Source organism: Clostridioides sp. ES-S-0190-01 (assembly GCF_020658275.1).
Classification (GTDB): Bacteria; Bacillota; Clostridia; order Peptostreptococcales; family Peptostreptococcaceae; genus Clostridioides.
This window is the reverse complement of the sequence record NZ_JACVWA010000027.1, coordinates 23,725-38,759: the sequence shown is the minus strand read 5'-3', so window position 1 is coordinate 38,759 and position 15,035 is coordinate 23,725. Positions and strand designations below refer to the sequence as shown.

Annotated in this window: 12 protein-coding genes, 1 riboswitch and 1 other annotated feature; of the genes, 3 read left to right on the top strand and 9 right to left on the bottom strand. The window is 28.8% G+C overall.

All coding sequences use genetic code 11. The annotated features are described in order from the left end of the window. Positions 1-9 precede the first annotated feature (9 nt). Complete coding sequence (locus IC214_RS10090; RefSeq protein ID WP_227866593.1) at positions 10-1,128, top strand: site-specific integrase; 1,119 nt, start codon at positions 10-12, stop codon at positions 1,126-1,128. Positions 1,129-1,294: 166 nt separating this feature from the next. Here IC214_RS10090 and IC214_RS10085 read toward each other — a convergent pair whose 3' ends face one another. From IC214_RS10085 to IC214_RS10060, 6 genes are all read right to left on the bottom strand, one after another. Next, the gene (locus IC214_RS10085) at positions 1,295-1,684 is read right to left on the bottom strand and encodes a YkvA family protein (RefSeq protein ID WP_227432374.1); all 390 of its coding nucleotides are present in this window, start codon (positions 1,682-1,684) and stop codon (positions 1,295-1,297) included. Positions 1,685-1,875: 191 nt separating this feature from the next. Continuing rightward, the gene (gene asnA / locus IC214_RS10080) at positions 1,876-2,877 is read right to left on the bottom strand and encodes an aspartate--ammonia ligase (protein WP_227432373.1); all 1,002 of its coding nucleotides are present in this window, start codon (positions 2,875-2,877) and stop codon (positions 1,876-1,878) included. Between the two features lie 58 nt (positions 2,878-2,935). Next, positions 2,936-3,191, bottom strand: a binding site (T-box leader). Positions 3,192-3,328: 137 nt separating this feature from the next. Next, positions 3,329-4,519: a MalY/PatB family protein gene (locus IC214_RS10075; RefSeq protein ID WP_227866592.1), complete on the bottom strand. Its 1,191-nt coding sequence runs from the start codon at positions 4,517-4,519 to the stop codon at positions 3,329-3,331. 283 nt (positions 4,520-4,802) lie between these two features. Next, positions 4,803-5,924: a M20 peptidase aminoacylase family protein gene (locus tag IC214_RS10070; RefSeq protein WP_227432371.1), complete on the bottom strand. Its 1,122-nt coding sequence runs from the start codon at positions 5,922-5,924 to the stop codon at positions 4,803-4,805. A gap of 59 nt (positions 5,925-5,983) precedes the next feature. After that, positions 5,984-6,469 carry a YjiG family protein gene (locus IC214_RS10065; protein WP_227482732.1) on the bottom strand — a complete coding sequence of 162 codons (486 nt, stop codon included), beginning with the start codon at positions 6,467-6,469 and terminating at the stop codon, positions 5,984-5,986. 1 nt (position 6,470) lies between these two features. Next, entirely contained in the window at positions 6,471-7,139 is a 669-nt protein-coding gene (locus tag IC214_RS10060) for a nucleoside recognition domain-containing protein (RefSeq protein WP_227482733.1), read from the bottom strand. A 387-nt stretch (positions 7,140-7,526) separates the two neighbouring features. On the opposite strand from IC214_RS10060, the gene IC214_RS10055 reads away from it, so the two are divergent. Next, on the top strand, positions 7,527-9,551 hold the full coding sequence (locus tag IC214_RS10055) for a sigma 54-interacting transcriptional regulator (RefSeq protein WP_227482734.1): 2,025 nt from the start codon (positions 7,527-7,529) through the stop codon (positions 9,549-9,551). A gap of 151 nt (positions 9,552-9,702) precedes the next feature. Here IC214_RS10055 and IC214_RS10050 read toward each other — a convergent pair whose 3' ends face one another. From IC214_RS10050 to IC214_RS10040, 3 genes are all read right to left on the bottom strand, one after another. After that, complete coding sequence (locus IC214_RS10050; protein ID WP_227432367.1) at positions 9,703-10,890, bottom strand: DUF3798 domain-containing protein; 1,188 nt, start codon at positions 10,888-10,890, stop codon at positions 9,703-9,705. A 203-nt stretch (positions 10,891-11,093) separates the two neighbouring features. Continuing rightward, the gene (brnQ, locus tag IC214_RS10045; RefSeq protein WP_227432748.1) at positions 11,094-12,365 is read right to left on the bottom strand and encodes a branched-chain amino acid transport system II carrier protein; all 1,272 of its coding nucleotides are present in this window, start codon (positions 12,363-12,365) and stop codon (positions 11,094-11,096) included. A gap of 140 nt (positions 12,366-12,505) precedes the next feature. Beyond that, positions 12,506-13,159 carry a pentapeptide repeat-containing protein gene (locus IC214_RS10040; protein WP_227860550.1) on the bottom strand — a complete coding sequence of 218 codons (654 nt, stop codon included), beginning with the start codon at positions 13,157-13,159 and terminating at the stop codon, positions 12,506-12,508. 333 nt (positions 13,160-13,492) lie between these two features. Further along, positions 13,493-13,594, top strand: a riboswitch (purine riboswitch). Positions 13,595-13,665: 71 nt separating this feature from the next. On the opposite strand from IC214_RS10040, the gene IC214_RS10035 reads away from it, so the two are divergent. Beyond that, the gene (locus tag IC214_RS10035) at positions 13,666-15,009 is read left to right on the top strand and encodes an NCS2 family permease (RefSeq protein ID WP_227432365.1); all 1,344 of its coding nucleotides are present in this window, start codon (positions 13,666-13,668) and stop codon (positions 15,007-15,009) included. Positions 15,010-15,035 lie beyond the last annotated feature (26 nt).

Genomic DNA, 15,035 nt, shown 5'->3' with positions numbered 1-15,035 from the left:
AGTGTACATATGAATATCAAATCAGCTTTTATAAGAAAAAGAGGAGAAAAATTTCATGTATATGTGGAGTATGTGGAAGAAGAAACTGGGAAAAAGAAACAAAAAAGTTATGGAAGTTATGAAAAGAAAAAGGATGCTGAAAAACATTTAATTGAAATAAAATCTACTATAAACAATAATAAGTTTGTTGCTCCAAACACTGTAACGCTTGTAGACAGATGCTATAGATACATAGAGGAAAAAAAGGATGACTTTTCTCCATATACTTTAAGAAACAGAAAAAGTATAATTAGAAATCACATCCAACCTTTTTTTGAAGATATAAAATTAATTGATATTAGTCCAAACCTTTTACAAACATATGTCAATAAAATATATAAAAAATATTCTTTGAATTCCGCAAAAAATTCGATTAGTTTTTTAAATGCTTTATTGCATGAAGCTTATCGACTTAGAGAAATACAAGAAGATGTTTCTAAGTTTGTAATAACTCCAAATAAAGAAAATGCATCTACAACTAATTTTTATACCAAAGAGGAGGCTCAGATACTGTTAGAAAGGTGTCTTGATACTGATTTAGCTATACCTATCTATTTAATGTTAGGACTTGGTCTACGCTTCGGTGAAGCTGTAGGAATTAGATGGTGTGATGTTGAACTTAATAAAAGTATTATAAATGTAAAACAAACAATGATTCATGTTGATGGAAAAGTAACTTTTAAATCACCTAAAACAGATAAATCTAAAAGAAGATTGACAGCACCAACTGAGTTAATAATTTTGTTAAAAGATGAAAAGTTAAGACAAAGTAAATTAAAATTACAAGGGATACTAAAAAATGAATTAGATTTAGTATGTCTAAATTCAAAATTTAAACCTTGGACACAACAAATGTTTTTTAAACCTTTTAAAAGATTATTAGAGAACAACAATCTTAGGTATATAAAATTGCATGAACTTAGACATACAAATGCAACTTTGCTGTTATTATCTGGCACTAACATAAAAACTATTTCAGAACGATTAGGTCATACAGATATAAAAATAACTATGAATAAATACTCTCATGTTTTAGAAGAAATGGACAAAGAAGCTTCTGATAATTTAAGTAAAATCTTATTTAAATAATCGTCAGTTCTATGTCAGTAAGATGTCAGTTAATCATATATTTTTTTATTTGTCAGTTAGATGTCAGTCAAATATTTATTACTAGACAGTAGTAAAAAGCAGTATTTTACTACTATCTAGCAGCACTTAATATTGTATAATATCTAAGCATAACACTTATAAAATGTTATTCTTCTTCATCTTTTATAGAAAATTCTACATTTTCAATTATATTTGAATGTTTATCCTGTTTTGCAATGATTCTGTATTTATTAATTTCTTCATTCACAATACCGATACTCCAAATTAATACTATAGCATCATCTATAAATCCAAATGCTCCAGCGAGCATTTCAGGTATTATATCAATACCAGATACAAAGTAGGATACAGTAAAAACTAATACAGAAACTACTTTGACCTTATCAATTATATTTATTCTTTTATCTGTCATAAAATCTGGTAGTTTAAGTAAATCAAATATAAAAAGTAATCCAAACTTAGCATTTTTAAATCTTACTAAAATTTTTTTTAAAGTATCTAAAATTATATCAATAACTCTTTTTAAAAGTTCCATATTTATCACCTCTTATAATCATAGGTTACTCTACATTATAACCGATATAATTAATTTGATGAATATTTTAGATATAAATTTTATTAATTAGTTTATACTTAAATTGTATTGATTACATATGGACAGTTATATAATAACTTAAGTATTTTAAATTGTTTATAATTTTTACAATAATATTAATTTATTTTTAATTATAACAATTCAATTCCTGCATTTCTAAAATTTTCAATCATATCTTGTGGCCATACTCCAACTTGTACTTCCCCTATATGTGCCTTTTGCAAGAAATACATACAGATTCTTGATTGACCAATTCCTCCACCAATTGTATATGGAAGCTCACCATTTAAAAGCATTTTATGATAATCAAATTCTTTTCTATCTTCACATCCAGCAAGCTTTAACTGTCTATCTAGTGATTCTTCATCAACTCTAATTCCCATTGATGATAATTCTAATGCAGAATCTAGAACAGGGTTATAAAATAGTATATCTCCATTTAATTCCCAATCATCATAATCAGGGCTTCTTCCATCATGTTTTTCTCCTGATACTAATGTCTTTCCTATTTGTGTTATAAATACAGCTTTTTTATCTTTTACAATTTTATCTTCTCTATCTTTTGGCGATAACTCTGGATACATATCTTCTAATTCCTGTGATGTTATAAATGTTATTTCTTCTGGTAAAATTTCTTTTATACCTTCATACATACTACACACAAATATTTCAGTATCTTTAAATACTCCATATAATCTTTTTACAACGTCTTCTAAAGTTTTTTCATTTCTGCTACTTTTTTCTATAACTAATTCCCAGTCCCATTGGTCTACATATAAAGAATGTATATTGTCCAATTCTTCATTTTTTCTTATTGCATTCATATCTGTATATAAACCACTTCCAACTGCAAAACCATATTTTTTAAGAGCTAATCTCTTCCATTTTGCAAGTGATTGAACAATTTCTGCATTTTTATCCATAAATGGTATATCAAAGCTTACTGCTTTTTCTCCATTTAAATTATCATTTGCACCTGTTTCAGGCAATACAAATAGTGGTGAAGAAACTCTTATTAAATTTAACTCATTACTCAATCTCATTTCAAAGAAATCTTTTAATTTTTTTATGGCTACTTGTGTATCAATTACATTTAGACTGCTTTTATAATCTTTTGGTATTATTGTACTCATACTATTCACTCCCTATATTCTATATATTTTTCCATTAAAAAAACCTCTCATCCCTATAAAAAGGGACGAAAGGTTGCTTTTCCGCGGTACCACCCTGATTAGTTTGAAATAGATTCAAACCCAGCTCATAATGTACAGATATTACTCGATACATCCCAATATGATAACGGTTTGGTTCCGACTAAGCCTACTCTTTTAAAATTTCAGTTAGCAACTCCAGGATGTTCTTCACTATAGACTTCATATTGGTCTCACACCATCACCAACTCGCTTTAATTACATTCTATACCTACTCTTCCTTTCAACGTCTTTAAAGTTTTATTTTTACTTTAATAAAAGTTAACTTTTGTGTTTTCTATTTATTCATAATAGTATGATAAGTGATTAGTTAAATTTTGTCAAGTTTATTATTTTTTATTTTTTATATACTTTATACATTTTTCCCCATGTTTTATAAGTTTTCAAATGTAGTTTTTAATCTATCCATACATTCTTTTAATAGAGATTGTGGGCATGCTACATTTATTCTTTCAAACCCAATACCTTCTTTTCCAAATATATAACCTTCATCAAATAATACATTGGCTTTTTTAAACATTAAATCTTCAAGTTCTACTTCATTTAATCCATAAGCAGTAAAGTCTAGCCAAGCTAGATATGTCCCTTCTGGATAAACAAGTTTAACTTTTGGTAAGTATTCTTTTAAGTATTCATCAATAAATTTTATATTATTATCTAGATATTCATTTAATTCATCAAGCCAGTCTTCACTTTCATTATATGCTGCAATAGTAGCTACAATAGCAAAAGGATTTGGTGAAGTACCAACTCCAACAGCTGTAACTTCATCTTGATACTTCTTCTTTAACTCTTTATTATTCACTATTATATTGGATAATTGCATTCCAGCTAAATTGAATGTCTTACTTGGAGCTATACATGTGACTATTTTCTCTTTATATTCTGGGCATAATGATTGTAAAGGAATATGTTTAAATCCTTTTCGAATTAAGTCAGAGTGTATTTCATCTGCTATTATCCACAAGTCATATTTTTTGCATATTTCTACGACTTTTTTTAATTCTTCTTCTCTCCATACTCTACCAACAGGATTGTGAGGGCTACAAAGAATAAGTACTTTATTATTGCCACACTTAGCTTTTTCTTCTAAATCAGTGTAATCCATTCTATAAGTTCCATTTTCATATATTAGAGAATTATTTACAACTTCCCTATTATTGCTTTTTATCTTTGCTTCAAATGGATAATATACTGGTTTTTGAATTATTACTCCTTCTCCAGAGTTTGTTAATATTCTTACTAAAATAGCTACAGCAGGTACAACTCCAGGGCTAAAAACAATATCTTCTCTATTTACTTCCCAGTTAAATCTTCTTTTATACCATCCACAAACTGCATCAAAGTATTCGTCACTATTATTAGAACTATATCCAAATATTTTGTGGTCGATTTTTTTATGTAATGCTTCTATTATTGGTTCTGCACATTCAAAATCCATATCAGCAATCCAAAAAGGTAAACCATCTTTTTGTGCTTTTGGTGAACAATTAGTTCTGAAATCCCACTTTACACAGTCTGTTCCTACTCTGTCTACAACTCTATCAAAATTATATTTACTCATTTAAGCCTCCTAAAAATATAAATTCTATAAATATTAAATTTGTCACTACTTGTAATCTAATGACATTTTACCACTCTACACACTATAATAATAATACTTTTTGGTTTAATAGATTTAAAATATATCTATTTTTCCTACAATAGATTTTTTCGATATTGTAAAAATAACTTCATTACAACAAAATAAAAAGAGACTATTTACGTCAATAATATTACAACTAACATAAAAAACCTCTTTTCATAAGTTTAAAAAATTTTAAATATAAATCAATTAATTTAAAATCTTATCCTAATCTCTTTTCAACTAGTCTGCACCAGATATCAACTCCATATTCTAAAGCCTTAGTATCAAACGTCACATTAGGATTGTGGAATCCTGGTGTAGCATCAGCACCTAGTCCAATATATGTAGTCTTACATTTTAGTTTTTGAGTATAATAGTGAAAATCTTCTCCACCAGAGTTTTTAAATACACCTATAGATGCATCTTCACCAAGTACATCTTTAATAGTCTCTTCAGCTAAACTTACAAGACCTTCATCAAACTCTGCTGCTGGAACTCCATCTTTTGAAAGCAATATAGCCTCTGCGTTTATAGAACTTGCAGCGGTTTTTATAGCATGAATAGCTTTTTCTTTTAATTCTTCTATTATTTCATTACTCTCTGCTCTTATATCTAAAGCCATAAAAGCTTCATCTGGTATATTATTATATGTTTCACCTTTAACTGATATATTTGTAACTTTAATAGAATTTGGAACAGCTGGATTTACTCTTATTGCATTTATTGCATTTACTGCTAAACATACAGCATCTACTGCATTTACACCTAAGTGCGGCTTAGAACCATGACAAGTAATACCTTTAATAGTAAATTCCATTATGCAACTGGCACAATGATACATTGCAGGTATGGCCTTTCCTAATCTACAATCTTGCCCAGGTCTTAAATGCATACCTACCATCTCTTCAACATCATCTAATAAACCAGAATCTATTACTCTTAATGCTCCATAAAGTTTTTCTTCACCTGGTTGAAAAATTATTTTAAGTTTTCCTTTTTTTACTAAGTCCCTCTCTTTTATTAAACTTGCAGCTGTTAGAAGCATGGAAGTGTGACCATCATGACCACAAGCATGTATCATTTTCTTTTCTCCATCTATTATAAATTCTAATGCATCTATATCTGCTCTTATCGCAAATACGGGCCCTTCTTTTTTTGAGTCTATTGTTACTATAATGCCAGTTCCTGCAACACCTTCATCTATATTTTCAAATCCCATTTTTTTAAGTTCTTCTAAAATAAATGTAGATGTCTTGTATTCTTCAAATCCTTTTTCTGGAATTGTATGTAAATAATCATACACCTTATGTACATAGTCAATATAACTTTTATTATTTTCCATAATATAATACCTCCATAAATTTTAATTTTTACCTTATATTACTCTTTTCCATATGTTGTCTATACTACAAAATAATTCATTATAAGCATTGCAATACATCCATTTAAAGTTGCTATTATAAACATATGTGGATAGTATTTAGTTTTTAATTCGGCTGTTCCTAACAACCTACCCATAAACTGTATCTGAGCTCCTGAAAGTAATAACATTGGTAAAAGTATTGCAACATGTGCTTGATTTATTTGACCTGCTGTAAACAAGCCAGCTATTACCCCAGAAGCTCCTCCCATTGATATAAATATTGTCATTATTGCAGTTGCTGCAACACCTGGAAGTCCAAATATGCTCATTACAGGTGTGAAAATTGTTCCTATTATATCCAAAAGACCAGTTAAATTGAATATAGAAATTATAGCAAAACCAAATATAACATTTGGAGCCATTGAATTTGTGCTTATTTGAAACCCGTTTCTAGCTCCACCAATAAATGCATCTATCACATTTCCTTTTTTAACTTTCACCTCTTTTTTTGCTATATCACTCATATTAAGCTTCCTCCTTTTCGAATTTATTTAAGTATAATCTAAGTAAGTTTGCTCCAACAAATTTCATAATTAAGATTAAGGCAAGTGGTATAAATATTGGAACATCGCCTATAAATGGAAACAATGCTGCTCCTGAAGCAAAGAAATTTGTGATTGCAGATGCTCCAGAAAACTGAAATGCACAGAAAACAGCTTTTTGCTTTTCATCTATATACCCATCATCTTTAAGTTCCTTAGTCATAGATGCAGCAGCGTCTGTAGATTGTAAACTAGCTATTAAAGTTAATCCTGCAAATCCAGGTAATCCTAGTAATGGTTTTAATAGTGGACTAAGAAGTTTTTGCGCTGCTTTCATACCATCTAAGTGGTCTATAACTCTGACTATTCCAAGTGCAAACATAACTGATGGTATTAAAGTTAATGCATATAGCCATCCATCACGAGGACCAGTCCCTCCATCCCCTCTGAAGTTTGCAGCTAATATACCTACACCATCATTAACTGTCCCCAGTGAACCAAAGTTTCCTAATACATTATTAAAATCTAGTACTTTTAATGCTCCAGGTGCATCTTTAAATATTCCTGAAAAGAATAATGCTCCTAATATTAATGCTACATACCCATACCATTTAACTTCTATTTTTTCTGTTGTTGATTCTAACTTGCTCATATAAATTCTCCCTCCTGCTTAAATAAATTTTATTAGTACACCTTTTCATTAAGCAAAACCCATGCCAATACTTTAATAATAATATTTTTTCATTTGTTTTTTTATTGTTAATTTTTTACATCATATAAATTGCTTGCAATTGCTAACTTTTTAAACTTATATTTATACATCTTTTATTGTCATGCAGTAGAAAAATCTTTATATTATAAATATTTTTCTATATAATTTTTCAAACTAATTTTATAAATAGGATTTTATAGGATAAAAACCTATAAAATCCTATTATTTAGCTAAATGTATAAATTTATCATGTTATTTGTTGTATAATATAACTTGTTCTGCTCTTAAAAAAGCAAACTAAATATTACCTTAGTTAGGAGAAATAAAATGGACAGAAAAAAATTAATCCTTATAACATATGATAAATTAAATGCTGACCACTACAAAGAAGAGTTAATAAGCTTTTTTGGAGATGAAATAAGTATAGAAACTCAAAACATACTTGATGGTATAAGAGAGAATTTAGAGGGTGATGTAGTTCTTTCTCTATCACCTTTAACTAGTAATTTTTTAATAAAGCATTTCAAGGAAGATATTGAAATTATCCATGGAACAAAGGCACTTTCAAAGCTTGGATATGAGAAAATGATGAAACTACCTCCAGGTACAAAATCATTACTTATGACTACCAATAAAACTTCAGCGTTTGAAATGGCTACTTATTTATATAAAATAGGAATAAATCATATCGATTTTGTACCAACATACCCAAACTGTGAAGAAATATATGATTTAGATACAGCTATAACACCAGGTCAGACTAGATTTATACCAAAATACATAAAAAATATCGTTGACTTAGGTTGGAGAAAAATTTCATTAGATACATATATGTCGTTACTAGTAGTATTAAAGCTAAAAAACGAGAAGTTTATAGAAAAACTATACAAGCTATCTAAGGAAATACTTAGTCATGATTTTTTAAATACATCATTAGATAATATATCTAAATTAAAAACTATACTCTATATGACTATTGACGAAATTGGAGATGGGTTAATATTTTTCAATACATTCAACAAGGTTACATTTGTAAATAAATCTTTACTAAGCATGTTGGAATTAGATGAAAAGCTCATAAAATCACCTTCTTTAATGGAATATTTACCAAAGAGTTTTTTGGATAAAATCACTCAAAATCTAAACATAGATAATATGATTATATACATAGATGAAATAGACAAAAAATTTATACTATCAAAAAAACCATTTTATCTTTATAAAAATATAGAAGGTTGCTTAATTACATTAAAAGATGTAAGCAAGATAGAAATACTAGAACAAAAAATAAGAAGTGACTCTGTTAAAAGAGGTTATATAGCCAAGTATAAGTTCAATAATATAATTGGAAATAGCACTGTTATAAAAGACTGTATCAAAAAAGCAAAAAAAATGGCTCTTACAGATAACCCTATTCTAATAACTGGTGAAACAGGTACTGGTAAAGAAGCTTTTACTCAATCAATACACAACCATTCTCCTAGAAAAAATAAACCTTTTGTAGCAATAAATTGTGCTTCACTTCCAAGTGAGTTGCTTGAAAGTGAACTGTTTGGATATGAAGATGGTTCTTTTACTGGAGCAAAAAAGGGTGGAAAGAAAGGATTATTTGAATTAGCTCATACTGGAACCATATTTTTAGATGAGATAGGAGATATGCCACATGATTTACAAGTAAAACTCTTAAGAGTTTTACAAGAAAAGGAAATTAGAAAAATTGGTGGTACAAATATTATTCCAATTGATGTAAGAATACTAGCTGCTACAAACAAAAACCTAGAAAAATTAATTTTAGAAAATAAATTTAGAATGGATTTGTTTTACAGGATAAGTATGTTCACATTAGATTTGCCTCCTCTTAGAAATAGATTAGAAGATATACCATTTCTTTTAGAATCGTTTTTAAAAGAACTTCCATATAAAAATATTAAACTCGATAAAAATCTATTAAAAGCTTTAAATTCTTATACTTGGATGGGCAATATCAGAGAATTGAGAAATTGTATTGAATATATGGCTTATATGGGTTCTAATCAACTTACGATAAATGACTTGCCACAAAATATATCTTCAAAATTAAATAATCATCATATGTTAGGAAATACCTCTATATTTCATGATTTAAATCAATATGATAAAAATATATGTGTTTCTATCCTAAAATCGTTATATATAAAGCCAATGGGAAGAGCAAAACTCATGAAATTTATGGAGCATAATGTCACAGAATATGAAGTAAGAAGTATGCTAGAATATTTGACATCTAATGAATATTTAACTCCTGGTAAAGGAAGAAAAGGTAGCTCTATCACCGAAAAAGGTATAAAAATTATAGAAAATAATATATTTTAGTTTTATATTAATTCAAATTTACTACCTCAAAATTTATATTTATAATCATAAATTTTATTTTACTATAACTTATTATAAAATAATAAAAGATACCTTCAGCAAAAAAGCTATGAAGTAATAATTTTTATTATTAGTTTCATAGCTTTTAATATTAGTATATTAATTGATTTAATATTACTGATTGATAATTATAAAGTGTATCTGTTAAAGGTACAAACTCTGAACCAATCCCAAATTTTAATTCTGCAAACGCCTCTAAATAGTCTGGGTCACATACATCTTCCTGTGTTAAATCTTGAAGTACCATCTCAGTCGCAAGATAAGTCGCTAATGATGGTATAAAAGCGTCCATTGGCATAGGATATCCACCAAGTCTATTTGACATGCCAGCAGCTTTAGCCTTTTCACTTATCATATCATTTATCTTGTCATAATTTTGAGCATCTTTTTTAGCTATTTTAAATCCCATAACGCTAGGATATGTATCTGTTGGTGATGGATTACTTTGCTCTGCAACTATATATTTTAACTCTAAAGCTTTAGTTAATATAACTTCATCCATATACTCATTTACACCAAATACATTTATATCTTTTCCATACTTCTTAACCTGTTTGTCTATATCTTCATTTAAAAATTGCTTCATTTTGCCCTTATCTTCTTCTGTATTTACATTTGGTGTATCAACTTGTACAAATTGCATTCCTAAACTTCTACAAGTCTCTTTAATTTTTTCCAGTCTTTTGGCTATATTGGCATCTTTCAAATCATCCTTAGATGCATAATGAATAAAAGCTTTTGCTCCCAGTTCCTTTGAACGTTCAACTAATAACTTTCCTCTTTCCTCTGTGTCAACGCCTAGATTTACATCTACATATTGACTCAATTGGTTTTTGTCCTCTCCCATAGGAGCTGAGATAGTTATTATTTCTGGACGCTTTTCTTTTACCTTTTGTAATGCTGGTAAAAGACCTGCTTGGTCCGTTGATACTACAATCGCCTGAATTTCTTTATCATCAGTCAATTTTACTATTTCATTTATAGACTTATCTATATTAGAAGTAAAGTTTTCTGGCAACACAACATGTTTTATAGTTCGCTCAACTCTAGCTTCACCATCTTTTTCTTTATCAGTTTCATTAGCTTCCTTATACTCTTTTGCTAAATCTTCTACTATACTGTATTGTACTTTATTTTCAGATAATGGCTGAGTTACTACTGCAACTTTGAAATCATCAATGATTTTCTCTTTATCATTTTTGCCTGTAACTAAACTACACCCTGTAATCCCAATAATTAAACATATAGATAGCATAAGTGCTGTTATTTTTTTAAGCATTAGTTAAAACCTCCTAAATTTGTACTTTCTTATCACTATTACTAATTTTATCATACTTCAAAGAAAAATTATATTATAAAAAAATTATATGCTAACTATTATAATCCAATCTAAAAAGTACTATGGGTAGATTAGATTTTGATTAAATCTACCCATAGTACTAAAAAAATTATATATTATAAAATTAAATTAACTATAAATTATTATGCTATTTGTTTTTTGCTTTTTATGAAGTTACCAACTATTCCACCCAATATAGCTGGTATTACCCAGTTAAAGCCCAAACCTGCAAGTGGTAAACTTTGTATAAATGGAACAGCTCCTGTCATTCCATTTACAGCTGATAATACACTAACTAGTAATGTAACATATGCTGCACCCTTAAATGCATTATCATTTTTTATATGCTTACCAGCTAATTCCATGATAACTATTGCCAATAAAACAGGATATATAGTTTGTAGAATTGGAACTGATATAGCTATTATAGCATCAACACCTAAATTAGATATAAGCATACTAGCCACACATATACCGATAACTAGTTGTTTATAAGTTGCTTTACTTATTCCTTCAAAATAAGTTGAAATTGATGCTGTTAGACCTGTAGAAGTAGTTAAACAGGCAAGTGCTACAATTACACCTAAAATTATCTTTCCTACTTGACCATATAATAGTATACTAGTTATCTCAACCAATAAAGATGCTTGAGGTATGCTAGTATCATATAAAGTTGAAGCTGTTGCTCCTAGATAAGTAAGACCACCATATACTAATGCCAGGAATACACAGGCTACAAAACCAGCTTTAATAGTCATACCTATTTGGTCTTTATCTGATGTATATCCTTTAGCCACTATAGACATTAACATTATAGTAGCCATAGACGCTGCACCTAGAGCATCCATTGTTTGATAACCTTGTGATATACCTTCACCAAATAGATTTTTATCTATCATATGTTCTGGACTCATAGGTCCTGCTGGAGATATTATCCCTTTTACAATTAGAACAAATAATACTAATAATAACGCTGGAGTTAAATATTTACCTATTATGTCTATAACTTTAGAAGACCTAATCGTAAATGCTAAAGTCAAACCAAAGAATATTACTGAAAATACTGCTTTAGCTACTGTTCCATGGTCTCCAAATATAGGTATAATACCCATTTCATATGTTGTTGCACAAGTTCTTGGTATAACAAGAAGTGCTAAACATGCTAGAGCAGCTACACTCATTACTCTTGCTAATCCTTTACCTGCTCTTCTAAGTACATCATCCATGCTTCCTTTACATCTTGCTGTTGCTATGATAACAAGCATTGCTATACCAGCATCTGCAACAACAAAGCCAACAAGAGGAATTAACCAGTCTTTACCGGATTCCATTCCTAAAAATGGAGGGAACATAAGATTTCCTGCGCCAAAGAACATAGAGAACAAAGCAAAACCAACTATAAAAATATCTCTCATCTGCTTACTCACACCAAACTACCCCCTTTGAAAATATTTTGAATATTAAGATAATCTTACTTTATTTTCATAAAAATGTCAATCTGGTAAAAATTCTCATATTGTTAACGTTTTCCCAATTTAATATTTGCATATAATTTTCATTTTATGATAATTCCCATCAGTTTTGTTAAATCAATTGCTTGCGACACATCAAAACAAGCTCCCCTAATATCATTTATTCCTACTTCAATACCTTCAATATTATTAGTTGTAAAATCTACTCCAGAAAGTTTAGTTCCATTAAAATTCGATTTTTTTAAATTTGTATACTCGAATACTAAATTTTCATTTTTTACTTCCTGAAACACAGAACTTTCAAAATTTGAATCTAAAATAGAAACTATCTTGAACTTAGAAAACGAGAAGTTAGAATATCTACCTAAAACATCCTTAAACAATACGTTTTTAAGTATACAATCATCCAATCTAACTCCTATTAATTTGCTGTCTTTAAATTCAACTCTGTATATACTTCCTCCATAGAAAGACGTATTGGATAAATTACAGTTTTCAAATACTACATCAAATAAGTCAATCTTTTTTAAATTACAATTTTCAAAGGATACATTTCTAAATATACAAGATTCAAAACTTGCTCCTGTAATATCTAAATCACTTATAACCTCATTTTCTATAGTTTTATTAAATATTTTTTCATCATTGAATATATCATCTAATATAACTTCAATATTTTCAACATTTTCTAATTCCCCTGTAAATTTAGGCTTTTGTACTTTAATAATCTTAGTCATTTTCTCCTCCACTATAAATTATATTATTTTTAAACTCGTTTTTATTATTATATTAAGCTATTATATGTACTTTCAATATATTAAAAAGTTTTTACGAAATATTCTTGTATTCAGTACATTTATAATTATATCACAAACTTATTTATAATGAATTTCCATTAATAGCATAAGTGTTACAGAAGTATAACATTTATTATACTTCTGTAACATTTATCTTTAGAAATAATTATTCTTCATAAAAAATGACCTCGGTTTTTTATAAAATCGACAAAAAAAACGAATAATTTCTTTAAATTTATTGTAAATAATACAATATTACGATATAATACAACAGAAAAACAAATAGAAAATGTTCATATAATATTAGTAATATGGTCTAATAGTCTCTACAAACTCACCTTAAATGAGTTTTCTATGAATAGAATGTTAACTTTAATATATATTCTATTCTATCTATATGAATATATATTTTTTTGTTTATATTTTAAAGTTTTTTGGAGGTAAAAATGGTACCAAACACTAATAATGTACAACCAGATGGAAATAATTCATCATTAAGCTTTTTAGACAAGATGTTTAAATTCAGCGAACGTGGCTCTAACCTTAAGACAGAAGTAATAGGTGGGGTTACTACATTCTTAACAATGGCATACATAGTTTTCGTAAATCCAGCAATATTATCTGAAGCTGGCATGGATAAAGCAGCACTTATAACAGTTACTATATTAGCTACAGCCATTGGTACACTGATATTTGCAATTTTAGGAAATGCACCATTTGCACTAGCACCTGGTATGGGTCTAAATGCATTCTTCACATATTCATTGGTTATAGGAGCAGGAATTCCATGGCAAACAGGTCTTGGAGTTGTATTCTTATCTGGATGTGTATTCTTCACACTCGCAGTAACAGGTTTACGAAAGACAATTGCTGATGCAATTCCTCGAGAATTAGCAGTAGCATCTTCAGCAGGTATAGGTCTTTTCCTTGCTTTTGTTGGTTTAAAAAACATGGGGGTTATAATTGCAAACCCAGATACAATAGTTTCACTTGCAGATTTTACACCAACAGTTTTAATAGCTCTTTTTGCACTTATCTTAATGGCAATATTAGAATACAAAAAAATTAAAGGTGGAATATTAATAAGTATAGTAGTCGCAACAGTAATATCTATTATATGTGGATTTGTAGAATTACCAACAGCAATAATCTCAACACCACCAAGTATAGCACCAATTGCTTTTAAATTAGATATTATAGGAGCGTTAAAATTCTCATTAATTGGACCTATCTTCTCTTTCATGTTTATAGACATGTTTGATTCGTTAGCATTCCTTATCACTTGTTGCAAACAGATGGGTCTTGAAGATGAAAATGGAGAAATAAAGGACCTTGGAAAAATGTTATATGCAGATGTTTCTTCTACTTTAATAGGTTCGTTTTTAGGAACTAGTACAGTTACAACATTTGGAGAATCGGCTTCTGGTATAGCAGCAGGTGCAAGAACTGGACTTGCTTCTGTAGTAACAGCGGCATTATTCTTAGCTACACTTATATTTACACCATTACTTGGTATAGTTCCTACTTATGCTGCAGCACCTGCACTTGTCATGGTTGGTGTATTTATGTTTGAAAGTATAAAACAAATCGATTTTGCTGATAGTAAAATAGCAGTCCCTGCTTTTGTTACAGTTTTATTGATGCCTCTAACTTATAGTATAAGTATTGGTTTGTGTTTTGGATTTATTTCATATATAATAATGCATGTTGTAGCTAAAGAAACTGATAAGATTAGTATAACACTTTGGGTTATAGGTATACTTGCAGTTGTAAACTTAGTACTAAGTTAGTATTTTAATTTTGATATATTAAAAGC